The 24,347-nt window shown below is 72.9% G+C and carries 24 protein-coding genes; 12 read left to right on the top strand and 12 right to left on the bottom strand.

The window, feature by feature from the left end; all coding sequences use genetic code 11:
- Positions 1–15 precede the first annotated feature (15 nt).
- Positions 16–2,001: a HEAT repeat domain-containing protein gene (locus ACZ4UV_RS24070; RefSeq protein ID WP_467840516.1), complete on the bottom strand. Its 1,986-nt coding sequence runs from the start codon at positions 1,999–2,001 to the stop codon at positions 16–18.
- A gap of 129 nt (positions 2,002–2,130) precedes the next feature.
- A complete protein-coding gene (locus tag ACZ4UV_RS24065; RefSeq protein WP_467840513.1) occupies positions 2,131–3,792 on the bottom strand; it encodes a DNA alkylation response protein in 1,662 nt (553 codons plus the stop codon).
- 72 nt (positions 3,793–3,864) lie between these two features.
- On the opposite strand from ACZ4UV_RS24065, the gene ACZ4UV_RS24060 reads away from it, so the two are divergent.
- The 4 genes from ACZ4UV_RS24060 (at position 3,865) to ACZ4UV_RS24045 (ending at position 6,046) form a co-directional block, all read left to right on the top strand.
- Entirely contained in the window at positions 3,865–4,623 is a 759-nt protein-coding gene (locus ACZ4UV_RS24060; protein WP_451020108.1) for a PaaX family transcriptional regulator C-terminal domain-containing protein, read from the top strand.
- A gap of 75 nt (positions 4,624–4,698) precedes the next feature.
- Positions 4,699–4,812 (top strand): MerR family DNA-binding transcriptional regulator, encoded by a 114-nt coding sequence (locus ACZ4UV_RS24055; protein WP_467840510.1) that lies wholly within the window; start codon positions 4,699–4,701, stop codon positions 4,810–4,812.
- 244 nt (positions 4,813–5,056) lie between these two features.
- A complete protein-coding gene (locus ACZ4UV_RS24050) occupies positions 5,057–5,488 on the top strand; it encodes a dihydrodipicolinate synthase family protein (protein ID WP_451020110.1) in 432 nt (143 codons plus the stop codon).
- A 141-nt stretch (positions 5,489–5,629) separates the two neighbouring features.
- The gene (locus ACZ4UV_RS24045; RefSeq protein ID WP_451020111.1) at positions 5,630–6,046 is read left to right on the top strand and encodes an ester cyclase; all 417 of its coding nucleotides are present in this window, start codon (positions 5,630–5,632) and stop codon (positions 6,044–6,046) included.
- A gap of 60 nt (positions 6,047–6,106) precedes the next feature.
- Here ACZ4UV_RS24045 and ACZ4UV_RS24040 read toward each other — a convergent pair whose 3' ends face one another.
- Positions 6,107–6,901, bottom strand: a complete 795-nt coding sequence (locus ACZ4UV_RS24040) for a pectate lyase (RefSeq protein WP_451020112.1) — start codon at positions 6,899–6,901, stop codon at positions 6,107–6,109.
- 314 nt (positions 6,902–7,215) lie between these two features.
- On the opposite strand from ACZ4UV_RS24040, the gene ACZ4UV_RS24035 reads away from it, so the two are divergent.
- Positions 7,216–8,538 (top strand): SGNH/GDSL hydrolase family protein, encoded by a 1,323-nt coding sequence (locus tag ACZ4UV_RS24035; RefSeq protein WP_451020113.1) that lies wholly within the window; start codon positions 7,216–7,218, stop codon positions 8,536–8,538.
- Between the two features lie 76 nt (positions 8,539–8,614).
- Here the strand turns inward: ACZ4UV_RS24035 and ACZ4UV_RS24030 are convergent, their stop codons facing one another.
- The 7 genes from ACZ4UV_RS24030 to ACZ4UV_RS24000 form a co-directional block, all read right to left on the bottom strand.
- Entirely contained in the window at positions 8,615–9,967 is a 1,353-nt protein-coding gene (locus tag ACZ4UV_RS24030; protein ID WP_390048495.1) for a nucleobase:cation symporter-2 family protein, read from the bottom strand.
- Positions 9,968–10,093: 126 nt separating this feature from the next.
- Positions 10,094–11,437 carry an FAD-dependent oxidoreductase gene (locus ACZ4UV_RS24025; protein WP_467840504.1) on the bottom strand — a complete coding sequence of 448 codons (1,344 nt, stop codon included), beginning with the start codon at positions 11,435–11,437 and terminating at the stop codon, positions 10,094–10,096.
- A 182-nt stretch (positions 11,438–11,619) separates the two neighbouring features.
- The gene (locus tag ACZ4UV_RS24020) at positions 11,620–12,294 is read right to left on the bottom strand and encodes a TetR/AcrR family transcriptional regulator (protein WP_451020116.1); all 675 of its coding nucleotides are present in this window, start codon (positions 12,292–12,294) and stop codon (positions 11,620–11,622) included.
- A 136-nt stretch (positions 12,295–12,430) separates the two neighbouring features.
- Complete coding sequence (locus ACZ4UV_RS24015; protein ID WP_451020117.1) at positions 12,431–13,153, bottom strand: HAD family hydrolase; 723 nt, start codon at positions 13,151–13,153, stop codon at positions 12,431–12,433.
- A 46-nt stretch (positions 13,154–13,199) separates the two neighbouring features.
- Entirely contained in the window at positions 13,200–13,871 is a 672-nt protein-coding gene (locus ACZ4UV_RS24010) for a phosphatase PAP2 family protein (protein WP_467840499.1), read from the bottom strand.
- A 56-nt stretch (positions 13,872–13,927) separates the two neighbouring features.
- Entirely contained in the window at positions 13,928–14,863 is a 936-nt protein-coding gene (locus ACZ4UV_RS24005) for a M56 family metallopeptidase (protein ID WP_467840497.1), read from the bottom strand.
- A gap of 95 nt (positions 14,864–14,958) precedes the next feature.
- Entirely contained in the window at positions 14,959–15,501 is a 543-nt protein-coding gene (locus tag ACZ4UV_RS24000; RefSeq protein ID WP_451020120.1) for a DUF5134 domain-containing protein, read from the bottom strand.
- 165 nt (positions 15,502–15,666) lie between these two features.
- Here ACZ4UV_RS24000 and ACZ4UV_RS23995 point away from each other — a divergent pair, with 165 nt between their 5' ends.
- Positions 15,667–17,349 (top strand): FUSC family protein, encoded by a 1,683-nt coding sequence (locus ACZ4UV_RS23995; protein ID WP_467840494.1) that lies wholly within the window; start codon positions 15,667–15,669, stop codon positions 17,347–17,349.
- Entirely contained in the window at positions 17,346–17,942 is a 597-nt protein-coding gene (locus ACZ4UV_RS23990) for a MarR family winged helix-turn-helix transcriptional regulator (RefSeq protein WP_390048511.1), read from the top strand. The genes ACZ4UV_RS23995 and ACZ4UV_RS23990 overlap by 4 nt, the downstream gene beginning before the upstream one ends.
- A 128-nt stretch (positions 17,943–18,070) precedes the next feature.
- On the opposite strand, the gene ACZ4UV_RS23985 is transcribed toward ACZ4UV_RS23990, so the two are convergent.
- A complete protein-coding gene (locus tag ACZ4UV_RS23985) occupies positions 18,071–18,463 on the bottom strand; it encodes a VOC family protein (RefSeq protein WP_467840490.1) in 393 nt (130 codons plus the stop codon).
- A gap of 124 nt (positions 18,464–18,587) precedes the next feature.
- Here ACZ4UV_RS23985 and ACZ4UV_RS23980 point away from each other — a divergent pair, with 124 nt between their 5' ends.
- Positions 18,588–19,127 carry a GNAT family N-acetyltransferase gene (locus tag ACZ4UV_RS23980; protein WP_351501282.1) on the top strand — a complete coding sequence of 180 codons (540 nt, stop codon included), beginning with the start codon at positions 18,588–18,590 and terminating at the stop codon, positions 19,125–19,127.
- Positions 19,128–19,142: 15 nt separating this feature from the next.
- On the opposite strand, the gene ACZ4UV_RS23975 is transcribed toward ACZ4UV_RS23980, so the two are convergent.
- Positions 19,143–19,826: a glycerophosphodiester phosphodiesterase gene (locus ACZ4UV_RS23975; RefSeq protein ID WP_451019549.1), complete on the bottom strand. Its 684-nt coding sequence runs from the start codon at positions 19,824–19,826 to the stop codon at positions 19,143–19,145.
- Positions 19,827–20,239: 413 nt separating this feature from the next.
- Between ACZ4UV_RS23975 and ACZ4UV_RS23970 the strand changes: the two genes are divergently transcribed.
- From ACZ4UV_RS23970 to ACZ4UV_RS23955, 4 genes are all read left to right on the top strand, one after another.
- A complete protein-coding gene (locus tag ACZ4UV_RS23970) occupies positions 20,240–21,637 on the top strand; it encodes a DUF6421 family protein (protein ID WP_451019550.1) in 1,398 nt (465 codons plus the stop codon).
- 38 nt (positions 21,638–21,675) lie between these two features.
- A complete protein-coding gene (locus ACZ4UV_RS23965) occupies positions 21,676–22,425 on the top strand; it encodes an SDR family NAD(P)-dependent oxidoreductase (protein WP_451019551.1) in 750 nt (249 codons plus the stop codon).
- Complete coding sequence (locus ACZ4UV_RS23960) at positions 22,422–23,492, top strand: threonine aldolase family protein (RefSeq protein WP_351711737.1); 1,071 nt, start codon at positions 22,422–22,424, stop codon at positions 23,490–23,492. The genes ACZ4UV_RS23965 and ACZ4UV_RS23960 overlap by 4 nt, the downstream gene beginning before the upstream one ends.
- 169 nt (positions 23,493–23,661) lie before the next feature.
- The gene (locus tag ACZ4UV_RS23955) at positions 23,662–24,261 is read left to right on the top strand and encodes a transglutaminase domain-containing protein (protein WP_467840483.1); all 600 of its coding nucleotides are present in this window, start codon (positions 23,662–23,664) and stop codon (positions 24,259–24,261) included.
- Positions 24,262–24,347: the final 86 nt, after the last annotated feature.

Genomic DNA, 24,347 nt, shown 5'->3' with positions numbered 1-24,347 from the left:
GCGGCCCGGCTTGCCTCAGCGGGCCTGCCGGGCCAGGGCCCGGCGGCAGTCGGCGAGCAGCCGCTCGTCCTGGGCGATGTCGTGGCCGCCGTATCCGCCCGGCCGCGCCGTGTGCCGCCGGGGGGCGGCGAGTTCGGCCGTCACCAGGTCGCGCAGCGGGGCGCTCGCGGGGCCCATCGCGGCCAGACACCCGGCGATCGTGCCCCGCGTGTACGGGTTCTCCGACCAGGCGGCCCGGAACACCGGGAGTACGGGTGCCGGATCCCCGTCGATCCGCCACAGCGCCTCGGCCGCCGCCACCCGTTCCCACACCCTGCCGGACCCGGCCAGCCGGCGCAGTGCGGGCAGCGCATTGCGGGCGGCCGCCCCCAGCCGGCCCAGCTGCTCGGCGGCCGTCCGCGCGCTGCGGTTGCGGCCGTGCGTCAGCTCCCGCAGCAGCACCGGGAGTACGGCGGCCACGTCCCCCTCCGCCGACCACAGGGCCCCCGCCGCCAGGGCGGCGTGCCGGGTGTCCAGGAGCCCGCGCAGGACCGGTGCCGCCGCCCTGGCCGCCGCCCCCAGGACGTCGAGCGCCCGTACCGCCTGCCCGACGAGGGCCTCCCGGGCCCCCGACCCGTCCGGTGCGCCGCGCAGCAGCCGCAGCACCTCGGGCACCGCCGCCGGGTCCTTGAGGGCGGTGACCGCCGCCAGCAGCGGAGCGGCCAGTTCGGCGGCCTCGGGGGAGTCCGGGTCGACCTGGCCCAGCCGGCGCCGCAGCGCGGGCGCGAGCGGGGCGGCCGCCGGGCCCAGATGCACGATCTCGAAGCCCAGCCCACCGGGCACCACCGGTCTCGCCAGCAGCTGGGCCAGGGCCGGCACCGCGCGCGGATCGCCGCTCCTGGCCAGCGCCTTCAACGGGCCGCCCAGCGAGGGGCTGCCGCGCTCCCAGGTGTGCACCCACAGGTCGGGCCGCACGGTCACCAGCGCGTGCAGCTCGTCGGCCGCCGGCGCGGCCAGCCCGAACAGCTCCACGAGCACCGACACCGCCGCGTCCCGTAACTGGTCCTGTTCACGGCCCAGTTGCCTGCCTATCAGCGAGACGGGCGCCGTGAAGTCAGCCCGCCAGCCCCGGAACAGCCCGGCCGACATCCACACCGCGTTGCACCGGTCCATCGGGTCCGGGCTGCTCAACTGGCCGACGAGCAGCGCGATCCGGTCCGCCACCCGGTCCTCCAGCGCCCGGTGCAGGGTGCGCAGCAGATACGCACCCTCCTCGTCGGAGGGGCGCAGCCGCCGTATCCGGCCGACCAGGGTGTCCGCGTCCACCCGGTCCGGACCGGCCGTCCGCCGCTCCGAGCGCTCCCTGAGCAGCCGCACCACGGCCGGCACCAGATCGGCGGGCAGCCGCTCCGGCGCCCCGAGGCCCAACTGCCCGAGCGCGGCCAGCCGTGCCGTCGGGGCGTGCGGGGGTCCGCTCTGCGCGGCCAGCAACTCCACCGCCCCGGCCGCCCGGTCGGGACGGCACCGGACGAACAGCCCGAGGGCCTCGGTCAGGGCGAGCAGCACCTGTTCGTCGCGCTCGTCCGTGATCCGCCGCCGTAACAGCGCCAGCACCCGCTCCGGTTCGTCGAGGAACCGGACCAGCGCCCCGGGCACCGCGCGGCGCACCCCGGGGCACGGGTCGTCGGCCAGCGGCACGAGCGCCTCGGCACCGGCACGGACGGCGGCCCGGGCCCGGGAACCGGCGCTCTCCGCGCCGATGCTGACCAGCAGTTCCACTATGGCGCCCCGGTCCTGCACCTCCGGACGGGCAGCGAGCGCGAAGAGGAACGGGACGCAGGCGAGCGTCGAGTCGTACACGTTCCCCCGGTGATGCACCGAGCCGTACATCCCGTCGAGCGCGACCTCCCGTTCGGCCGCGTCCGCCGAGGCCAGTCCGCGCAGCAGACCGGGCACGTCCGCCGCGCTGCCGTACGCGTGCCGCAGCGAGGCCCAGTCGACCTCGTCGATCCCCGTGAACACCGTTGTCCTCCCCGGGCGAGTACCACCTGTTCGGGAGTCTGCACCACGGCACTGACAACGATGCGGAATCGGACGGCGACTGTGTGCGATCCGTCGGCGGTCACCGGCCGTCGGCGGATCGCACAGGGATCAGTTCCCGCCAGGCAGCGCCCGGTCCAGGATCGCGTCGAACCCGGTGCCGGCCGGCAGGGTGCCGAACGCGTGCCCCCAGTCGCCGCCGAGCCGGGTCGCGCAGAAGGCGTCCGCGACGGCGGCCGGGGCGTACCGGACCAGCAGCGAGGCCTGCAGCGCCAGCGCCATTCGCTCGACCAGCCGGCGCGCCCCCGCCTGATCGGTCTCGGCCAGTTCGTTCTTCAGCCGGGTCACGGCCGCGTCCAGCCGGGTGTCCGCGCCGCGCGCGTGCGCGAGCTCGCCGAACAGGGCGTCGGCGGCGCCGGGTTCGCGGGACAGCGCCCGCAGCACGTCGAGCGCGTTGACGTTCCCCGAGCCCTCCCAGATCGACAGCAGCGGGGCCTCGCGGTAGTGCCGGGGCATGCCGGAGTCCTCGACGTAACCGTTGCCGCCCAGGCACTCCAGGGCCTCCGCGGTGAAGGCCGGGCCGCGCTTGGTGACCCAGTACTTGCCGACGGCGGTCGCGATCCGCCTGAAGGCCCGCTCCCGTTCGTCCCCGCGCACCGCGCGGTCCGCCGCCCCCGCCAGCCGCAGCGTCAGCGTGGTCGCCGCCTCCGACTCCAGGGCCAGGTCGGCCAGGACGTTGCGCATCAGCGGCTGGTCGACGAGCCGGGCGCCGAACGCGCTGCGATGCCGTACATGGTGACCCGCCTCGACGAGCGTCTTGCGCATCAGGGTCGCCGAGTTCATCACACAGTCCAGCCGGGTGCAGTTGACCATCTCGATGATGGTCTTCACCCCCCGCCCCTCGGGCCCGACCAGCCAGGCCACGGTCCCGTCGAACTCCGGCTCGGAGGACGCGTTGGAGCGGTTGCCGAGCTTGTCCTTCAGCCGCTGGATGCGGAACGCGTTGCGGCTGCCGTCCGGCAGGACGCGCGGCACGAGGAAGCAGGAGAGGCCGCCCGGTGCCTGGGCCAGTACCAGGAAGACGTCGCACATCGGCGCCGAGGTGAACCACTTGTGCCCGCGCAGGGTGTAGACGCCCGGCTCGGCGGTGGGCGTGGCGGCCGTCGTGTTCGTCCGTACGTCCGAACCGCCCTGCTTCTCGGTCATGCCCATCCCGGCGAGCAGCCCCGGCTTCTCCGTCGGCACGCGCAGCCCCGGCTCGTACGCCCGGCTGGTCAGCAGCGGTTCGTACACCTTGGCCAGCTCGGGCTGGGTGCGCAACGCCGGAACGGCGGCGTAGGTCATGGACGTCGGACATCCATGGCCGGATTCGGTGTGCCCCCACACCAGTCCGCCCGCCGTCCGCGCGACATGGGCCCCCGCCCGGTCGTCCGCCCAGGCGGCCCCCGCCAGCCCTTCCTCCACCGCCGCCCGCATCAGGTGGTGCCAGCTGGGGTGGAAGTCGACCTCGTCGATCCGGTTGCCGTACCGGTCGTGGGTGCGCAGCTCCGGCTCGTGGCGGTTGGCCAGCTCCCCCCACTCCTGCGCCTCCGCGCTCCCGGCCCGTACCCCGAGCCGCCGGATCCCCTCCTCGGCCCACTCCGCCCCCTCCCGGCGCAGCCCCTCGATCAGGGCCGGGTCGTCGGAGGCGTCGTAGGGGGCGAGCGGGGGCGCCTGGTTGGTGACGTCGTGGGTGGCGTACTGCGGCTGCGGGAGCGCGACGGTCGAGTCCATGGCCTCCATGTTGCAGTAACCCTGCGGTCGCAGCAATAGTGCAATATGGCACCGCACGTACAGTACGTGACCATGCGCATGAAGGATGTGTCCGCCGAGCCCGCCGACGTCGGCCTGCGGCCCCTGTCCGCCCGGTCGGTCGTGCTGAGCCTGCTGCTGGGCACGCATCCGCCCCAGCTGCCGGTGAAGGACCTGATCCGGTTCGTCGAGCCCTTCGGGGTCGGCGGCTCCACGCTCCGGGCCGCGCTCAGCCGCATGACGGCGGCCGGCGACCTGCGCCGGACCGACGACGCCGTCTACGGCCTCAGTGACCGGCTGCTGGCCCGCCAGCGCCGCCAGGACGAGGCGGTACGGCCCCGTACGCGCACATGGCGCGGCGACTGGGAGATGCTGGTCATCACGGCCACGGGCCGCGGCCCCGCCGCACGGGCCGACCTGCGCACCCGCCTGGCCTCCCTCCGCCTGGCCGAACTCCGCGAGGGCGTCTGGCTCCGCCCCGCGAACCTGACGAGGCCCCTTCCCGCCGGCCTCGCGGACACCGCCCAGTCCTACACGGCCCGACCCGACCGGCCCGCACCCGAACTGGCCGCCGACCTCTGGCCGTTGACCACCTGGTCCGCCACCGCCCGCGCCCTTCTGGCCCGAGCCTCCGAGGCCCGCCTCCCGGCCGACCGCTTCACGGTCTTCGCGGCAGCGGTACGCCACCTGCTGACCGACCCCGTCCTGCCCCCGGAACTCCTGCCCGCCGACTGGCCGGGCGACGAGCTGCGCGCCGCGTACGCGGACTACCGGGCGGAACTGGACGGGCCGGCGGGGGACTCGGCCGGCTGACCGCTCCGTCGCTCCGTCGTGGCGGCTTGACCTTACCCTCAGGGGCAGGGTTTAGCGTTCTTCGAGGTGAGAGACATGCGGATCGGTGAGCTCGCCCGCAGGGCGGGCGTGACGGTCAAGGCGGTGCGCTACTACGAATCTTTGAGACTGCTCGCGCCCGCCCGGCTGGCCAACGGCTACCGCGACTAGGGCGAGGGCGACGTACGGCTGGCGCGGGAGATCCGGGCGCTGGGCAGGCTCGGGATCCCGGTGGAGCGCACCCGTCCCTTCCTGGACTGTCTCGTGGTCGGGCATCAGCACGCCGACGACTGTCCCGCCTCGCTGGCCGAGTACCGGGAGGCGATCGACGAGATCACCCGGCGCATCGACGGGCTCACCGCCCGCCGGACGGCTCTGGTCGCGCACCTGCACGGGGCCGCTCACCGCAACAGCCGTGGTGTCGGTCAAGATTCCCGGGGTCCCCGCCCACCCGGCCCCGGCCCGGGCCCGGGTGGAGCGGCTGCGGGAGATCCTGCCGCCGCACGTGACCGTGGGCGTGAGCGGGGACGCGCTCGGCGCCGCCGGGCTGAACGCCGGATGCGATGCCTGGTACTCGGTGACCGCCGGCACCCTCCCGCGACCGATCCTCGCCGTCACCCGGGCGGCCCGGGCGGGGCAGGCGGACCGGGCCCGCGAGGAGTCGGAGCGGCTCCAGCCGCTCTGGGACCTCTTCGCCCGGCACGGATCGCTGCGGGTCATCGCGGCAGCGGCCGCCGAACTGGGCCTCACGCCGCACCACAGCCTTCCCCTCCCGCTGCGCGGCCTGTCCGGCGACGACCACGAGCAGGTCGCCGACGTACTGCGGCGGCTCCGGCTCGACGCGTGAGACCCGGCGCGGAGCTGCCGTCCTGAGGGCCCGTCGCGCAGACATGCCGGGAACGGGGGACCGGTGTACGGTCGACCTACCGTGTGCACGCGGTTCGCAGCCGACAGACAGGCCAGTGGCCCAGATGCTCCGGGAGTGCCCATGGCACAGCAGACGAACATCGCCGCGCAGACCGCTTTCGGAGAGGCCGTCGTCGCCGGCGACCTCGACGCCCTCGACGAGATCGTGGCGGCCGACTCGACCGACCATGATCCTGCCCCGGGACAGACGCCGGGGCCCGGCGGGTACAAGACCATGTTCGGTGAGCTGCGAACGGCCTTTCCCGACCTGGACATCCGGGTGGAGCACCTGGTCGCCACCGACGACGAGCTGGCCTTCGCCTATGTCATCTCCGGCACACACCTGGGACCGCTGATGGGGCGGCCGGCGACCGGCAGGAAGGCGAGCTACCGGGGCATGCAGATCAGCCGCTTCGACAGCGACGGCAAACTCGTCGAACGCTGGGGCAGCAGCGACGAACTCGGCATGCTGCGTCAGCTCGGCCTCGTCGAGGTGTGAGACGGGCGGGTGCCGGTGGGGCCGCCGCCCGGCAGAGCGCGGCGGCCCCACCGCCCCGGCTCACTTGTAGGTGATGTCCGAGCTCGCGTACTTGCAGTACGTCCCGTCCGGCCCGCTCCCGTTCGTCGGCGGTTCCGCGCCCGTGTTGTTGCCGATGTACTTCTGGCAGGGCACGATCTTCTTGCTGCTGTCGCCGACGATCGTGATGTTCTTCAGCGTCGCGCTGTCCCCGTAGTTGGTGTTGATCCCGACCAGCGCGCTGCCCTTGTACGTCGCCTCGATGGTGTTGAGGTTGATCGTGCGCTTGTACTGCGTGGAGCAGTTGCCGCACGAGCGGACCAGCTTGCCGAAGTTCTGCACCGCGAAGCCGGACACGTTCAGCGTCCCGGCGCCGTTGAACTGGAACACCTTGTCGCCGGCCTCCTTCGCCCCGCCACCGGAGACGGTGTACACGTTGGACGACGAGGAGCCGCGGAAGGTCGCCGCGTCCTCACCGACGTCCTCCCACCACACGTTCTGCAGGGTGCAACTGCCCTCGCAGTGGATGCCGTCCGCCGCGGGCGCGCCGATGATGACGTTCTTCAGGACGGTGCCGGCAGCCAGATCGAGGATCGGGTCCTGGTCCTCGCTCTGCCCGCCGGTGCCCAGGTCGCCGCTGCCGTACAGGCGCAGCATCCCGTAGTCCTTCGTGCCCGACAGCTTGATCGTCGTGGTGACGGCCTGGCTGCCGCTCGCGGTCGGCCAGGTGGCCGCGTCCGCCGAGGCATCGGTCATCATGACCATGCCAAATGAGAGTCCCAGGGCGGCCGCGCCGCCCATCAGTGCGCGCGCACTGCTCCGTGCTCGTGAAGTCATGTGCCGTATGCCTTCTCTCGAGTGGGGGGCTATTCGCGTTCTGCTGGGGTGTTCAGGTAGTCGTCGGACATTCATGTTCCAGAACGCTCGACGCACATACCTGCGCAGATATGGGCCCGTCGTGGCCCATCGATCAGATTCCTGAACGGAACGTAGGATGCAAGCGCTTTCTAGTCAACGCTTCGCGCGGCATCCGTTCCGGTCGTTCGCGCGTTCCGCAAAGCGCTGTGGGAGCGCTTCCATGGATGGCTGTGTCCATGCCACCATGCGGGAAGTTCCCCTGCCGTCGTCCCCTCGCGACAGGAAGGCTCCCCGTGCAGCCGCAGCCCGGCAGAACGCCGCTCGCCACGCTCCTCAGCACCTGTGTGCTCGCGCTCGCCCTGGTGGTGACCGCCACGGCCGTCACCGCGCTGGTCCGCAGTCCTCGCGAGGTCACCTCGGCCACCGGCCGGGGCGGCCACTGGGTGAACACCTGGACCGGGATGCCCCAGCTCACCGAGCCCGGCAATCTGCCGCCCGCGCCCTTCACGGGGGAGAAGTCGGTCCTGGCCGACACCACCCTGCGCCAGACCGTGCGCGTGACCGTCGGCGCCCACCGGCTCCGGCTGCGGTTCTCCAACGCCTACGGTGACACCGCGCTCCCGCTCACCGCGGTGACCGTGGCGCTGCCGGCCGGCGGACGGGCGGGGGTCAGTGCGATCGTTCCCGGCAGCCTGCACCGGGTGACGTTCTCCGGGCGCGCGGCGACCGTCGTACCCGTCGGGGCCCAGGTCGTCTCCGATCCCGTGGACTTCCAGCTGGCTGCGGGGTCCGATCTCACGGTCACGGCGTACACCGCGCAGGGCCAGCCCGATCTGTCGCTCACCTCGCATCCGGGCTCGCGCACCACGTCGTACCTCCTCGGCGGTGACCACACCCAGGACCCGGACCTGACCGGCGCGACCGCGGTCGACCACTGGTACCTGCTGAGCGACGTCGAGGTCCTGGCATCGGCGGCGACCCGGGCCGTGGCCGTCCTCGGCGACTCCCTCACCGACGGCCGGGGCTCCACGACCAACGGCAACGACCGCTGGCCCGACCAGTTCTTCGACCGGCTGCAGAACCGGGCCGGTACGTCGGACATCGCCGTGCTCAACCAGGCGGCCGGCGGCAACCGGGTTCTCGACGACGGACTCGGCCCCAACGTCCTGGCCCGCCTCGACCGGGACGTCCTCTCCCGGAGCGGGGTCTCCTGGCTGATCGTCTTCGAGGGCGTCAACGACATCGGCACCGCCGCCGCCACCCCGCAGGCCCAGCAGACGGTCGCCGACGACCTCGTCGCCGCCTACCGGCAGATCGTCGTCCGCGCCCACGCCCAGGGCATCCGTGTCTACGGAGCCACTCTGCTGCCCTTCGGCGGCAATGCCTACGACGACGGCGCGGGCGTGCGCGAGGCGGCCCGGCAGCGCGTCAACGCGTGGATCCGGGGGCCCGGGCACTTCGACGCGCTGATCGACTTCGACCGGGCGGTACGGGATCCGGCCGACCCGAGCCGACTGCGGGCCGACCTCCAGGTGGGGGACTGGCTGCACCTCAACCCGACCGGGTACGGGGCGCTGGCGGCCGCGGTGCCCACGGGGCTGTTCGGCGGGCGGTGAGCGCCGGACGGGTCCGGTGCAGTCGGCTCCGGTCCGGGGCGCCCCGAAGTGGCGCGGGGCGCTTCCGGCAAAGCGCTCAGGCGGACTCGGTTTCGCCGGGGACCGGCCCGAGGGTCGAATCCGCCCTCGACGGCAGGTGGTTGAAGAGCAGGTTCAGGACGATCGCCGTCAGGCAGCCCGCGCTGATGCCGCTGTTCATCACCGTCTGGAACCAGTCCGGGAACTTCGCGTAGACCGTCGGCACGCCCACCGGCAGCACGCCGACCGCCACCGAGACGGCCACCACCGTCAGGTTGTCGTTGCCGTGGAAGTCGACGGCCGCCAGGGTGCGCAGGCCGCTGGCCGCGACCGTGCCGAACATCACCAGGCCCGCGCCGCCCAGCACCGGTGCCGGAATCGCCGCGACCACCGCGCCCAGCTTGGGCAGCAGACCGAGCAGCACCAGGATGCCGCCGGCCGCCGCGACCACCCAGCGGCTGCGCACCCGGGTCATGCCGACCAGGCCCACGTTCTGCGCGAACGCCGTGTACGGGAAGGTGTTGAAGACACCGCCGAGGACGGTCGAGAGGCCGTCGGCGCGCAGCCCGTCGGCCAGGGAGCGCGCCTCGACACGGCGGCCGGTGAGCTCGCCGACCGCGAGCAGGTCACCGGTCGTCTCGGTCATCGTGACCAGGGCCACCACCAGCATGGAGACGATCGCCGAGGCCCTGAACGTCGGCGCCCCGAAGTGGAACGGCGTGCTGACCCCGAGCCAGTCGGCGTCCCCGACCCCGCTGAAGTCCGTGAACCCGAAGGGCACCGCCACCGCAAGGCCCACCGCGATGCCGATCAGGACCGCGATCCGGGCGAGGTAGGCGGGCGCGAACCGCTGCACGCCGAGCACCACTGCGAGCACGAAGGCCGCCAGCGCCAGGTTCTTCGGCTCCCCGAAGTCCTTCGCACCGGCGCCGCCCGCCGCCCAGTTGCCGGCGACCGGCAGCAGCGAGACGCCGATGATCAGGATCACCGTGCCGGTGACCAGGGGCGGGAAGAAGCGCAGCAGTCGGCCGAAGACGGGCGCCAGCAGCATGATCGCCAAGCCCGCCACGATCACCGAGCCGTAGATCGCGGGGAGTCCGCCGCCCGTCGTACCGATGAGGACCATAGGCGAGACCGCCGCGAACGTGCAGCCCTGCATGATCGGCAGCCGGACGCCGAAGCGCCAGAAGCCGACGCACTGGATGAGCGTGGCGACGCCGCACACCAGCAGGTCGGCGGTGATCAGATACGCGAGGTCGGCGGGCGACAGCTTCATCGCGCCGCCCACGATCAGCGGGACGGCGACCGCGCCCGCGTACATCGCGAGCACGTGCTGGAGGCCGAACGCGGTCAACTGCCGTACGGGTGGCACCTCGTCGACGGGATGGACGGGAGCGCTGGTGGTGGCCATGGGGACTCCAGAGCGGGGACGACATCCGGACAGCACGAGACCGTAAGCGCTTTGAACAGTTTGTTGATTTCCGGTCTGTTGCCGATACGTGTCATGCCCACCTGAACGCGGACGGATTCGGCTCCGCTACGACCCGGTCCGCGCCGCCGTCAGCAGCGAGTTCCAGTCGGCCAGCTTGACCACGCTGCGGCCGAGCCGGGCGCCGAGCGCAGCCTCGGCCCGCTCGATCGCCTGCCACCCCGTCCACGGCACCGGCTCGATGCCGGCCGAGCGCAGCGCGGCGACCGGATCCTCCGGCACCTCCTTGCCCAGCAGCGCGGGCGCGTCCTCCAGGAGGGAGGTCACCGTCTCCTTGGCGTCGGGCCGGTTGGTGCCGATGACGCCGGTCGGGCCGCGCTTGATCCAGCCGGCCACGTAGTCGCCGGGTACGCCGAAGCAGCTGTCCAGGACGCGGCCGGCCTCGTGGGGCACGGTGCCGCTCTCCTCGTCGAACGGGAGCCCGTCCAGCGGCACTCCGCGATAGCCGACCGAGCGCAGCACCAGCTGTGCCTCGACCGTCTCGTACCGCCCGGTGCCGCGCACCCCGCCCCGGCCGTCCGGCTCGGTGCGTTCGAAGAGCACCGCGCCCACCCGTCCGCCGTCGTCGAGCAGTTCGACCGGACGCAGGAAGAACCGCAGCCGGATGCTGCGGTCCGCGCCCCGGCCGCCGGCCTCGGCCCAGCCGCGCAGCACCTCCACGTTGCGGCGCTGCGTGGCGGGCAGCACGGACGGGTCGGCGCAGGCCGGGTCGAGGGCCAGCTCATCCGCTGCCACCCGGACTTCGGTCTCCGGCAGACCGGCCAGCTCGCGCAGCTCCTTCGTGGTGAACCGGGCCTGCGAGGGGCCTCGCCGGCCCACCACGTGGACCTCTCTTATCCGGCTCGCCGCCAGCGCCGTCAGGGCCGCCTGCGGCATGTCGGTGGGGCTCAGCTCCGCGACACCCCGGGCCAGCATCCGCGCCACGTCCACCGCGACGTTGCCGACGCCGATGACCACCGCCGACCGGGCGTCCCGCACGAACCCGGCGTCGATCGCGTCCGGGTGCGCGCTGTACCAGGACACGAACTCGGTCGCCGACCAGCTGCCCGGCAGCTCCTCGCCGGGAATCCCGAGCCGCCGGTCGGTCGCGGCGCCCACGCAGTACACCACCGCGTGGTACAGCTCGCGCAGCCGCTCCACCGGCAGTCCGCCCGCGCCCCCGACCCGGACCCCGCCGAGGAACCGCACCCGCTCGTGCTCCAGGACGGTGCGCAGATTCCCCTGCAGCGACTTGATCTTCTCGTGGTCCGGGGCGACGCCGTACCGCACGAGTCCGTACGGGCACGGCAGCCGGTCCAGGACGTCCACGCGCACCGTGGGGTCCAGCTGGACGAGGTTCTGGGCGGTGTAGCACCCGCTCGGCCCGGAGCCGACGACGGCGACACGCAACACGGGGGGACTCCTTGCCCGAGGGGCTGGTGGTTCCAGCATCCCACCGGCCCGGCCGCCTGGGCAGGGGCCGCTGGGGTGACGTGGATGCGCGTCCGGGTGTCAGATGTGTGATCATGTGATCGCGTTGCGTATGCGCTGGGAGCGGTGTGGTCCGCGCCGTCCCCGGGGGGCTCGGACCGTGACTAACCGGGTTCGGACCCGGATGCCGGTTCGGTCCGGTCCTCGGTGGCGAAGAACCGGGACAGGTCCTGCCGTTCGGCCGCGGACTCCCGGGGCAGGCCCAGCTCCCGATCGAGCCCGTACCGCTCGAACAGCTCCGCGCGCAGCGCCGGGATCGGCATCGGCACCCCCGGCACCAGCGCCGCGTACACCGCGCCCATCAGCATGGCGCGCAGCAAGGGGTAGTCGACCTCCACGTGGTGGGAGCCGTACCGGGCGACGGTGTCGCCCAGCAGCTCCGCCAGCCGCCGCTGTTCGGGGCACTGCACGAAGCCCTCGCCCTGGAGCAGGCCCGCCATGTGCTGGCGCATCAGCACCGGCCGGTCCTGCGCGAGGCCCAGGATCGAGTCGATGGCCCGGGCCAGTCGCTCCCGTCCGTCCTCGGTGTGCGGCTCGTGCTCCAGCGCCTCCTCCAGCGTGCGGTGCATCAGCCGGTGCACGGCGGACTGGACCAGCTGGCGCTTGCCGGGGAAGTAGTACGACACCAGACCGCGCGCCGACCCCGCCCGGTCCGCGATGGCGCCCAGCGTGGTCGCCTCGAAACCGTGCTCGTCGACCAGTTCCACCGCGGCCTGGAGCAGCCGCTCGCGCGAACGCCTGCGCAGTTCTTCATTGACCGAGGGGCTGCGGGGGGACATCCTGGAACTCCTGCGTTGACTGGCTGCCAGCCAACTATAATCGACGCAGTGGGCACCGCCCTGCGCGGGGCCTGTTCAGGGCTGCCGTCCGTCCGGGGCGACACGGGGGAGCGTCTCGGGCGGACGGTGCGACAGGTCAGGCCTGGGTGGGCGTGGCCGGTCGGCGGGCCACGCCCACCAGGTCCAGGACCGGCAGCAGCGCGTCCGGCCGTTCGGCCACCGGCAGATGGTCCACGAAGTGCACCCGGCAGCCGACCGCCGCCGCCCCGCCGTCGGCGGACCTGCTGTCCCCGACCATCAGCGTCTCGGCCGCCCCGGCACCGAGAGCCTCCAGCGCAACCGTGAAGAGCCGCGGATCCGGCTTCTGCACACCGTGTTCGTACGACAGGACGTAGGCGTCCACGTAGGCGTCGAGCCCGTGCTCGCGGAAGACCGGGCGCAGATCCCAGCCGATGTTGCTGACCACGCCGACCCCGACGCCGTGCTCGCGCAGCGTGCGCAGGACCCGGGCGGCGTCCGGGTAGGGCGACCAGGCCCGCGGGTCCATGTGCCGCTCGTACAGGGCGTCGTGCAGGGCGGGGTCCGGCAGCGTCACCCGGCGGGACAGGCCGGTGTAGGCGGCCCGGTGCAGCTCAGCGCTCTCGTCCCGCACCGCCCACACCTCGGACAGTTCCGGGGGCAGTGCGGCCGGGAAGGCCCCGCCGGGCTGTGCCCCCGCCACCTCCAGCGCCCGTGCCGCCTCCGCCAACCCGGCCTCGGAGAGCGGCACTGCGGCCTCGGCGAGCACCGCCCGCAGCCAGGATTCGGTGGACTCGACACGGAAGAGGGTCCCGGAGAAGTCGAAGAGCACGGCAGTCATGGGCCGGACTCTACCGACGGCCGGCCGGGCGCGGGCCGCGGACGGGCTACCGTCGAGGGTGTCCGCGGCCGTCGCGCTCCCACTCGTACGCCAGCACCGCCAGTGCCACCACCAGGGCCCCGAGCAGCCAGCCGCCGAGCACGTCCGAGGGCCAGTGGACGCCGAGCCACACCCGGGTCAGGCCGACGCCCACGACCGAGAACCCGGCCGCGACGAGGGCGGTACGCCATATCGCGCGACCGGCGCCGCAGCGGTGCAGCAGCCACAGCAGCAGACCGCAGACCACCGTCGCCGTCATGGTGTGCCCTGAGGGGAAGGCGGCGTAGTGGGCGGAGTCGACGGGGTCCGGCCACACCGGGCGCGGGCGGCCGACCGCGGCCTTGAGGGACTGCTGGGCCACCGTCCCGAGCAGGCAGGTCAGGGTCAGCCACAGGGCGGTCCGCCACGCCGAGTGCCGCCACACCAGCCACACCGCGACCCCGGCGCACAGCAGGCGCATGGTCAGCGGGTCCCAGACCCAGTCCGCCAGGACGCGCAGCACCCGTGTGGTGCCGTGGTCCGCCACGGCCCAGCGGTGGGTGGCGTCGGCGATGCCCTCGTCCACCGCGACCAGGGGAGGCCACTCGCCGGCGACGAGGGCCAGCAGCAGCGCCGAGGAGAGGGCGAGAACGGCGGTCGTGAGCAGGGGAGCGGGGCGGTCGCCGGGCGGGGGGCGCATGGCGTGATCTTTGCCGAATCATTGCCCGCAGGGCAATTCCCCTGACGGATACGGCTTTACCCGAGGGCGCGCAGGCTCGGTACGAGCGCCACCAGCACCGGGATCACCGGGACCAGGGCGGCCGTCGCGGTCAACCGCAGCCGGTGCCGGGCGGGGAGGCGGTCCGGGGCGGTGAGCAACCGGTGGACCCGCTGCGGGACATGGGCCTGCGGGGTCGGCCCGGGGCCGAACACCCCCCGGTCCTCGTTGAGTTCGACCAGGGCGAGCGCGGTGGTGAGGCGGCCGTGGCGCCGGGAGGCCACGTCGTCGGCGGCCAGTTCGACCAGCCGGTGCATCTCGTCGCGGAACGCGGCGAACACCGGGATCTGCGGGAACCCGCCCGCCAGCGCCGCCGAGCAGTGCAGCAGCCAGTCGTGCCGGGCCTGCGCGTGGCCCTGCTCGTGGGCGAGGACCGCGTCCAGTTGACGCCCCTTCAGGCGGCGCAACGCCGCTGTGGTGACGATGAGTTGGGGCGCCGTTCCTGGCAGCCACCAGGCGTCCGGGCGCTCGCCCTCCAGGACGACGAGCCGGCCGTCGGCCGGCTCCTCGCCGGGCAACAGCGGGGACCGGAGCAGCAGTTCGGCCTGCTGCCGGTTGCGCCTGGCCCGGGCCCGCGCGACCTCCCGTACCAGCATCGCCCCGCTCCACAGCCCGGCGCAGGCGAGGGCCACCGCGGTCACCGCCGCCCACGGGCCGGTCGTACCGAGCGCGTAGGCGTCCACCACCCCCCTCGGGGCGGTCGCGAACACGTGCCCGCGCACCGCCAGCCAGGCCGCGGCCGCGCTCAGCGTCATCGACAGCGCACAGCACAGCAGGACGGCCGCCACCACGCACTGCCACACCCACAGTGCGACCACCGGCTCCTGGTCCGTCCAGTCGGCCCGGGCGAGCAGCCGGGGGCCGGCCACGGCGGTCAGGACGCCGAGCAGCAGCAGTGCCACGGGGACCATCATGGCCAGCACCCTATGAGCGGGGGACGGTTCACGGGTACAGGCCATTACGCCAAAGTGACGCAAGCAACGTCTGCGCCGCGTGCACCGTCAGGTCGTCACAGCGCCAGCAGCATGGCGACCATGCCGATCCCCATCGACAGCCGGCACGCCCGTGCCAGCTCCGGCCGGTCGCCCCAGCGGAGGGCTCCCGTCCCGGCGGTGACCGCGACCGGGACGAGCCGCGCGCCGGACAGCAGCACATAACCGGTGAAGTAGAGCAGCAGCAGCCCGGTCACCAGCGGGACTCCGGCGCCGCCGTGATGGTGTGCGCCGGGGGCGACCGCCATCGCGACCGCCATGTAGACCATCGCCGCCGCCCCCACCAGATGGTGCAGATGGTGCGGGCTGCTGCGGGCGCTCCACAGGGCGCGCAGCGCGGCCGCGCCGAACACCGCCGCGTACAGCGGCCACGCCCACCCCGGCGGCGTGAACACCGTCGCGGGCACGGCCATGACGGCCATGCCGAACCCCATCAGCGCCTCGCCGCCCGCGGCGCGCCGCTGTTCCCGGACGCTGCTGCGCATCCGCAGCAGGCAGTAGGCCCCGGTCGCCGCGCACAGCGCGACCAGCAGCCAGCCGGGCGAAGCCGGTCCGTGCACGGCGCACCTCCCCGCTCGACGTCGCGTCGATGGTTGCGATGCCCCGGCCGAACGGCGCGCACGCGAGCGCAAGGGTGTACACGGGGAGCATTCGCCGGAGCACAGCCTGTGACCAGGGCTGTTCGAAGATGCTTTACGGATAAAACACATGCTAAATTTATGGGTATGAGCACCGCGACCCCCACCACGCCCCGCCGTCTGCCCCTCGCCGGTGTGCTGCGCCTCGGCCGGCCCTCCGAGATCTGGTTCAAGCCCGCCTGCAGCGTGGTCGCCGCGGTCGCCCCGCCCAACCTGGCCCTGCTGGCCCTCGGCCGCCTCGACCTGGCGATGTACACGATGGCCGGATCGCTGTGCGCCCTCTACGGCCACAACCGCCCCTACCCGGCACGCGCCCGCACCCTGGCCCGGGTGATCCTCGGCATGGTCGGCGGCCTCGCCGTCGCGCTGACCGCCGCCTCGCTCACCACGAACGCCGTCGTCCTGGTCACCGTCGGCGCGCTCATGGCCGCGGTGCAGAAGGTCCTCTGCGACGCCACCCGCGTCGGGCCGCCCGGGAACGTGGTCCTCACCTTCATCAGCTCCGCCTCCCTGTTCGCCCCGCAGACCCTCGGCCAGGTGCCGGGCCATGTCGGCCTCGCCCTCGCGGCGGGCGCCTGGGCCTGGCTGGTAGGCATGGCCCCCGGGCTGCTGCGCCCGCACGGCCCCGAGCGCCGGGCCACCGCCCACGCCCTCACCGCCACCGCCACCGCCGCCTACGCCGCCGCCCCCGGCACCGGCTCCGCGTCCGGCACCGGCGACGGCCACGACCGGGCCCGCGCCGCCGCGGCCGCCGCCGTCCAGGCCGCCTGGCAGTCCCTGCTCGCCACCGGCGCCCGCACCGACCGCACCCGGCGCGCCCTCGAACACCTCGTCGTCCGCGCCGAGGTCGCCCTCGCCGCCCCGGCCGACGCCGACCCGGCGCTGCTGCGCGGCTGGGCCCGCGCCCTGCGCGGCACCGGACGCGTCCCACGCGTCGCCGGTGCCGACGACGACCTCCTCGGCGTCGACGCCGAACGCGACGTACCGCAGCCCCCGTTGTGGCGCCGGCTCGGCCCGCTCGCTCCCTTCGCCGTCCGCACCGCGCTCGGCTGCGCCCTGGCCGGCTACGCCTCCCTCGCCCTCGGCGTCGGGCGCCCCTACTGGGCGCTGGTCACCGCCGCCTCCCTCTACCAGGCCAACGTCACCCTCACCTGGAGCCGGGGCGTCCAGCGCGTCGTCGGCAACCTCCTCGGCGTCCTCGTCTTCGCCGCCGTCGTGCCGCTCGCCCACCTCCACCCGGCCGCCCTGGTGCTGTGCTGCCTCGCCTTCAACTTCGGCGCCGAGGCGCTGATCGGCCGCAACTACTGGCTCGGCAGCGTCTGCGTCACCCCGATGGCCCTGCTCGTCACCGAGTTCGCCCGTACCCAGGACGCGGGGCAGCTGATCACCGAGCGGGTCGTGGACACCCTGGTCGGTGCGCTCGTCGGCTTCGCCACCGCCGTCGTCGTCACCAACCGCCGGGCCGGCGACCGCATCGAACACGCCCTGACCGGCGTCGAACAGGCCCGCGAACAGGCCGCCCGCCTGCTCGCCGTGCCGCAGCCGGCCCCGCGCGCCCTGGAGGCAGCCCGGCGCACCCTGTCCGCGGCCCTGGCCGACCTGCGCGCCGCGGCCGACGCCGCATCCGGCGAGTGGTGGCAGCGCGCGCTGCCCCAGGAGCGGGTCGTGCTCGCCGAGCAGTCCGGACACCGTACGCTCGCCGCGACGGTACGACGCCAGGGAACGCACTCCTGGGACGGCGCGAGGACAACGGAGGACGTACGGCCATGACGGCGACCAACGGACGACCGGCGGCCGAGAGCGACGCGGGCACGGGCCCGGGAGAAGGTGTGGGCAGAGGCGCCGGCAGAGGCCTCGGCAGGGACGACACGGTCGCGGCCGTCGTCCGGCAGTGGCGGAGCGTCCATCCGGCGCTGGACACGGGTCCCATGGAGGTCATCGGCCGGATCAACCGCTGCGCCGCCCTCCTCCAGCAGTCCGAGGACGCCCCGCTGCGCCGGGCCGGCCTCAGCCGCCCCGAGTTCGACCTGCTCGGCGCGCTCCGCCGCACCGGCCACGAGCTGACCCCGAGCGAACTCGCCAAGGAGACCTTCTCCTCCGGCGCCGCCGTCACCAAACGCCTCAAACAGCTCACCGAACGCGGCCTGGTCGAGCGGCGCGGCGACGCCCGTGACCGCAGGGTCGCCCACCTGCGCCTGACCGACGCGGGCCGCGACCTCGTCGACGGCATCCTGCCCGAGCAACTCGCCTACGAGACGGCCGTGCTGTCCGTCCTCGCCCCCGAGGGCCAGGGTGAACTGGCGGGACTCCTGGCCGAGTTGCTGGGCCGGCTGGAGGGCCGGATGGGCGCGCTGCGGGCCTGACCGCCGGCTCGGCCAAGCGCTCCGCTGGAAGTGCCGCGACATGCCGTCCGTCGACTGCGACGCCGTCGTGGCTGGTCGCGCAGTTCCTCCCCCAGCGGCCCGAAGGGGCGCTGCCGAACCGCAGCCGCTCAGATCCCCGGCCGATAGCGCAGCGGGTGGTCGGCCGGTACCTCCACCAGCACGATCAGGATGCCGTCAGGATCGGCGATCCACATCTCGACCAGGCCCCACGGCTCCTTCACGGGCGGGCGCACGATCCCGACGCCCTTCGCCACCAGCTCCTCGTGCGCCGCCGAGACGTCCGCGACCTGCAGCCACAGCTGTACGTCCGGCGGGGCCGGGAGGTCCGACCGCCCGGAGACCTCCAGGAACCCGCCGCCGAGGAAGTAGACCGTGCCGCGCTCCGGGCCCTCCCCGAACTCGCGGTAGACGGCGAGCCCGAGCTGCTCCCCGTAGAAGGCGCGGGACCGCTCGGGGTCGGTGGGGCGGATCAGCGTACGGCTGCTCAGTACATGCACCATGCAACCGGAGCGTAGTGGCAGGCCGAGGCGGGAGCCGGATGGCGCGGGCGCCGGGAAGGGGAGCGGGGGAGCGGGGATAGGCTCGGGGCCGGCTCAGTAGCGCTTGAGATCGGAGAACCCGCCCATGGAGAACGCCGTCGCCGGACCGACCTTCCGCGACGCCACCGACGCCGACGTGGACGTCCTGGTCGCGTTGATCGAGTCGGCCTACCGGGGCGACGACAGCCGGGTCGGCTGGACCACGGAGGCGGACATCCTGGAGGGGCAGCGCACCGACCCCGAGGGCGTCCTCGAAGTGATCAAGGCGCCGGACGGCAAGCTGCTCGTCGTCGAGCGGGACGGCCGGGTCGTAGCCTGCTGCCAGCTCGAACACCGCGGCGACCACGCCTACTTCGGCATGTTCGCGGTGAGCCCCGCCCTCCAGGGCGCCGGCCTGGGCAAGGTCGTCATCGCCGAGGCGGAGCGCCAGGCGCGCGAGGACTGGGGCGTGACCGAGATGCACATGACGGTGATCTCGGTGCGCGACGACCTCATCGCCTGGTACGAGCGGCGCGGTTACCGCCGTACGGGAAAGACGACCCCGTTCCCGTACGGCGAGGAGCGCTTCGGCATTCCGCTCCGCGACGACCTGCGGTTCGAGCTCCTGGTGAAGCCGCTGGTGTGAGGTGCGGGCCGGTGGTCAGGCCGTGAAGCGGGCGGTGCGCTTGATCTCCGGGTAGTCGGTCGTCGCGCCGTCCAGTTGCAGCGCGCGCACCAGCCGCAGCTGGTCCTGGGTGTTCACCACCCAGCCGATCAGCCGCAGGTCCGCCTTGCGGGCGTGCTCGACGACCTCCAGGGTCAGCCGCCGGATGTTCAGGCAGAGGGTCGCCGCCCCCGCCTCCTGGGCCCGCTCCACCACGTCGGGGCCGTAGCGGCTGGCGATCAGCGCGGTCCGCACCCCCGGCACCAGCCGGCCGATCTCGGCGACGGCCTCGTCGTGGAACGAGGACACCTCCACCCGGGACACCAGGTCCCGCCGCTGCATGACCTCGGCCAGCGCCCGGGCCGCGGCCACGTCCTTGATCTCGGCCTGCAACGGCGTCCGTACCGCGTCCAGGACCTCCTCGAACACCGGCACCCGCTCGCCCCGGCCCGCGTCCAGTCCGCGCAGCTCCTCCAGGGTCTTCTCGGCGATCGGGCCGGTGCCGTCGGTCGTGCGGTCCACCTCCGCGTCGTGCATGACGACCAGGGCGCCGTCCTTGCTCAGGTGGAGATCGAGTTCGATCAGGTCGAGGCCGGCCTGTTGGGCGGCGGCGAAGGAACGGAGGGTGTTCTCGGGCTCGACGCCCATCACTCCGCGGTGACCGATGGTGAGGAAGTTCAAGATTCAACTCGCTTCCGTCGACGGCGGCGGTGGATGCAGGTGCGCGGACCGTACGACGGACGTCGCTGTCCACGCGGCTGGGCGCAGCCTAATGGCCGCCCGACGCGATGAACCCGTACGTACACGGGGGGATTGGTGTGCCGGGTGCGCGGCGCCTGGCCCGTGCCCCGGTCGGCGGTCACCCGGTGGTGGGCGCGTCCCCCCGTGCATTGACCGGCCGGATCCGTGCGGTCCGCCGGAGCTGACGCCTCGTCACGGGATGTAGTGAATGTGAGCGCCTTCACGGTTTCGGACAGGAAAAAGCGCGGTGAAGGCGGGATGTCACAGGATAATTTCCCGAGGGCCCCCTTGCTGGGGGAAACCCCGTATGCATACGGTGTCCTTACGGAAGCTTCTCCCGTGGAGGATGGGTCATGACGGAAATTCTTGTGCAGGTGGGTTCGGAGGAGCAGGTTCCTCCCGTGACCAGGGTGGTCGAGCACCCGGCGTGGCCCGTGCTCAAGGATGCCGTGGAACGGATCCGGCCATGGCAGTCGAAGGACGGGGCGATCGACTTCGACGCCGAGGGCGCGCCCGCACGGGCCGACGCGGAGGCGGCCGTACGGCGCGTCGTCGAGGCCGTCGAGGAGCTGTCCCCGCTGCTCCCGCACGACGCCGACTACCACCAGGCGCTGGTGACGGACCTGCGGCGCTGGGCCGTCGGCGGCTTCCAGGTGCCCGACTTTCTCGACTCGCTGCTCGCCTTCCAGCCCGCCGCGGGCCGCGCGGACGGCCTCCAGCACCTGGTCGTCTTCCCGATGTACACGCAGAACGGCAACCCGGACCGCAACCTGGAGGCGGTCGTGCTGCGCATGGTCTGGCCGGACTGGCTGGCCGAGCTGGAGCGCACCCGGTACGACAACCCGCTGTTCTGCGGCATCACCTTCGAGGACTTCACGGCCGGCTACGACACCAACTCCGCCGTCCTCTTCCCCGAGACCATCGCCGTGCGCGAGGCGCCGGAACGATTCTCCTGGGGTGGCATCTTCTGCGACCGCGAGGCCGCCCGGTTCCGCCGGGTCACCGACGCGGCCGTCGACATCCTGGGCCTCGAACTCCCCGAGGACATCGCCGCGATGGTCCACGACCAGAAGCGCTGCGAGGAGGCCTTCGTGCTGTGGGACATGGTCCACGACCGCACCCACAGCCACGGCGACCTGCCGTTCGACCCGTTCATGATCAAGCAGCGCCAGCCGTTCTGGATGTACGGCCTGGAGGAGCTGCGCTGCGACCTCACCGCCTTCAAGGAGGCCGTGAAGCTGGCGGCCGACGGCGTCCCGCAGGCCCGTGACGTCCAGTACGCGGTGCTCTTCGACCGCATGTTCCGCTTCCCGGTCACCGGCGACCGGGTCCGCAACTATGACGGGCTCGGCGGCCAGCTGCTCTTCGCCTACCTGCACAAGCACGACGTGGTCCGCTGGACCGACAACAAGCTCGCCATCGACTGGGAGCGTGCCCCGCAGGTCACCAACCAGCTGTGCGCCGAGATCGAGAAGCTGTACAAGGACGGGATCGACCGCCCGAAGCTCGTCCACTGGTTCGCCGGGTACGAGCTGGTCGCCACCTACCTCGCCCCGCACCCCGGCTCGAAGTGGGCCAAGGGCCCGGACGCCCTGGACCTGGCCCTGCCGCCGCGCAAGCTCGTGGACGACGTGCTTCCGGACGAGTTTCCGCTGAGCATGTTCTACGAGGCCCTGTCCAAGAAACTGAAGAACGTGATCGCTGCCACCCGCGGCATCACGGCGGACAGCGCCGAGCCGGTCGCCGCGTGAGCGACCGGCAGCGGAACACTCCTCAAGAGGGGAAGCACATGGCGGGCAACGGGTCTCTCAGTGGTGCGGTCATCGCGGTGGCCGGGGCGGGCGGACCGGCGGGCCGGGCGACGCTGCTGCGCCTGGCGGAGGCGGGCGCGACCGTCGTAGGGGCGGACAACGATCCGCAGCGGCTCTCGGAGGCCGTGGACGCGGCTCGCTACGCGTCCGGCGGCGCGAGTGTCACGGGTGACACGGTGGATCTGCTCGATCTCCAGTCCACCCGGGACTGGGCCACCCACGTCGAGAAGGACTTCGGCCGCGTCGACGGCCTGGTGCACCTGGTCGGCGGCTGGCGCGGCAGCGAGACCTTCACCAAGACCAGCCTCGACGACTGGGACTTCCTGGAGCTGCTGCTCGTCAAGACCGTGCAGCACACCTCCCTGGCCTTCCACGAGGCGCTGCAGCGCAGCGAGCGCGGCCGGTACGTCCTGATCAGCGCCGCCGCCGCGAGCAAGCCCACCGCGGGCAACGCCGCGTACGCGGCGGGCAAGGCCGCCGCCGAGGCGTGGACGCTCGCGCTGGCCGACTACTTCCGCAAGGCCGGGGGCGCCGAGGGCCCGACCTCCGCCGCTGCCATCCTGGTGGTCAAGGCGTTGGTGCACGACGCGATGCGCGCCGAGCGTCCCAACGCGAAGTTCGCGGGCTTCACCGACGTCAAGGACCTGGCCGAGGCCATCGAGGGCGTCTGGAGCAAGTCCGCCGCCGAAGTGAACGGAAACCGTCTGTGGCTGACCGAGAAGCCGTGAACCCTCCCAGGACCGACGCGCGTCGCCACCACGACCCGCAGGTCCGCGGTTTCGCCAGTGACAACTACGCCGGCGCCCACCCCGAGGTGCTGGCCGCCCTGGCCCTTGCCAACGGCGGCCACCAGGTGGCGTACGGCGAGGACGAGTACACCGAGAACCTCCAGCGGATCGTCCGCAGCCACTTCGGGGCCACCGCGGAGGCCTTCCCGGTCTTCAACGGCACCGGCGCCAACGTCGTCGCGCTCCAGGCGGTCACCGACCGCTGGGGCGCGGTGATCTGCGCCGAGAGCGCACACATCAACGTCGACGAGGGCGGGGCCCCCGAGCGCATGGGCGGCCTCAAGCTGCTCACCGTGCCCACCCCCGACGGCAAGCTCACTCCTGACCTCATCGACCGGCAGGCGTACGGCTGGGACGACGAGCACCGCGCGATGCCCCAGGTGGTGTCCATCACCCAGAGCACCGAGCTGGGCACCCTGTACACGCCGGACGAGATCCGCGCGATCTGCGAGCACGCCCACGCGCACGGCATGAAGGTGCACCTGGACGGGTCCCGGATAGCCAACGCGGCGGCCTCCCTGGACGTCCCGATGCGCACGTTCACCAACGCCGTCGGCGTCGACCTCCTCTCCCTGGGCGGCACCAAGAACGGCGCCGTGTTCGGCGAGGCGGTCGTGGTGATCAACCAGGACGCCGTCAGCCACATGAAGCACCTGCGCAAGCTGTCCATGCAGCTCGCCTCCAAGATGCGCTTCGTGTCGGTCCAGTTGGAGGCCCTGCTCGCCAAGGACCTGTGGCTGCGCAACGCCCGGCACGCCAACGAGATGGCCCAGCGGCTCGCCGAGGGCGTCCGGGCCGTGCACGGCGTGGAGATCCTCTACCCGGTGCAGGCCAACGGCGTCTTCGCGCGGCTCCCGCACGACGTGAGCCTGCGGCTGCAGAAGCGCTTCCGGTTCTACTTCTGGGACGAGGCGGCCGGGGACGTGCGCTGGATGTGCGCCTTCGACACGACGGAGGAGGACGTGGACGCGTTCGTGGCGGCGCTCAAGGAGGAGATGGCGCGCTGAGGGCTCCGCCGGGAGCGCCGTGTTCTGTCGGCTGCGGCGCCGTCGTGGCCGGTCGCGCGGTTCCCCGCGCCCCTTACGGGGCGCTGCAGAGCTCCCGCCGTTGCATAGATATGCGGTCAACTGAAAAGTCATTGACGCTCGGGTGATCGCATTCCTATGCTCTGCGGGCATGGAGCTGATCCAGAACACCGCCGACCTCTCCGCTTACCTGGGCGCCGACGAGGCCATCGATCATCACCATCCCCGGATCCGGGAGACGGCTGCCCGGCTGGCCGAGGGAGTCGACGACTCGTATGACTATGCATGCGCCGCGTACGAGTTCGTGCGGGACACCATCCCGCACTCCCAGGACGCCGGCGACCTGCGCGTGACCTGGCGGGCCTCGGACGTGCTGGAGCGGCGCACCGGCATCTGCCACGCCAAGGCCCACGCCCTGGCCGCCCTGCTGCGCGCCGAGGACATCCCCACGGCCCTGTGCTACCAGCGCCTGACGCACGACGGCGACGCCGGTGGCGGTCACGTCGTGCACGGCCTGGTCGCCGTCCGCTTCAACGGCGCCTGGCACCGGCAGGACCCGCGCGGCAACAAACCGGGAGTCGACGCCCGGTTCTCCCTCGACGGCGAACGGCTGGCCTGGGTCCCCGACCCTCGGTCCGACGAGATGGACTATCCGGTCCTGTACGCCGAACCTCATCCGGCCGTGCTCGGCGCCCTCAAAGCGGCGCCGGACCGCCCGTACCTCTGGAAGACGCTCCCCGGCACCCTCTAGGGGCTGTCCGGCGGCTCGGTCGCCCCGTGGTACCGGTCCGCTTCCTCGCATCACGCCCATGCCCCGCTTGGCCAGTCGGTCGAGCG

It is taken from the genome of Streptomyces sp. NPDC028289 (assembly GCF_055565975.1).
The sequence above is the reverse complement of the archived record's forward strand: the minus strand, read 5'-3'. Positions and strand labels throughout refer to the sequence as shown.

Coding starts and splice junctions, on each gene's coding strand:
- ACZ4UV_RS24060 (WP_451020108.1), top strand. CDS start 3,865: ATGCGCATGAAGGATGTGTCCGCCGAGCCCGCCGACGTCGGCCTGCGG.
- ACZ4UV_RS24005 (WP_467840497.1), bottom strand. CDS start 14,863: ATGATGGTCCCCGTGGCACTGCTGCTGCTCGGCGTCCTGACCGCCGTG.
- ACZ4UV_RS24010 (WP_467840499.1), bottom strand. CDS start 13,871: ATGCGCCCCCCGCCCGGCGACCGCCCCGCTCCCCTGCTCACGACCGCC.
- ACZ4UV_RS24065 (WP_467840513.1), bottom strand. CDS start 3,792: ATGGACTCGACCGTCGCGCTCCCGCAGCCGCAGTACGCCACCCACGAC.
- ACZ4UV_RS24055 (WP_467840510.1), top strand. CDS start 4,699: ATGCGGATCGGTGAGCTCGCCCGCAGGGCGGGCGTGACGGTCAAGGCG.
- ACZ4UV_RS23995 (WP_467840494.1), top strand. CDS start 15,667: ATGAGCACCGCGACCCCCACCACGCCCCGCCGTCTGCCCCTCGCCGGT.
- ACZ4UV_RS23985 (WP_467840490.1), bottom strand. CDS start 18,463: ATGGTGCATGTACTGAGCAGCCGTACGCTGATCCGCCCCACCGACCCC.
- ACZ4UV_RS24040 (WP_451020112.1), bottom strand. CDS start 6,901: ATGACTTCACGAGCACGGAGCAGTGCGCGCGCACTGATGGGCGGCGCG.
- ACZ4UV_RS24030 (WP_390048495.1), bottom strand. CDS start 9,967: ATGGCCACCACCAGCGCTCCCGTCCATCCCGTCGACGAGGTGCCACCC.
- ACZ4UV_RS23980 (WP_351501282.1), top strand. CDS start 18,588: ATGGAGAACGCCGTCGCCGGACCGACCTTCCGCGACGCCACCGACGCC.
- ACZ4UV_RS23970 (WP_451019550.1), top strand. CDS start 20,240: ATGACGGAAATTCTTGTGCAGGTGGGTTCGGAGGAGCAGGTTCCTCCC.
- ACZ4UV_RS23955 (WP_467840483.1), top strand. CDS start 23,662: ATGGAGCTGATCCAGAACACCGCCGACCTCTCCGCTTACCTGGGCGCC.
- ACZ4UV_RS24020 (WP_451020116.1), bottom strand. CDS start 12,294: ATGTCCCCCCGCAGCCCCTCGGTCAATGAAGAACTGCGCAGGCGTTCG.
- ACZ4UV_RS24015 (WP_451020117.1), bottom strand. CDS start 13,153: ATGACTGCCGTGCTCTTCGACTTCTCCGGGACCCTCTTCCGTGTCGAG.
- ACZ4UV_RS23990 (WP_390048511.1), top strand. CDS start 17,346: ATGACGGCGACCAACGGACGACCGGCGGCCGAGAGCGACGCGGGCACG.
- ACZ4UV_RS24045 (WP_451020111.1), top strand. CDS start 5,630: ATGGCACAGCAGACGAACATCGCCGCGCAGACCGCTTTCGGAGAGGCC.
- ACZ4UV_RS23965 (WP_451019551.1), top strand. CDS start 21,676: ATGGCGGGCAACGGGTCTCTCAGTGGTGCGGTCATCGCGGTGGCCGGG.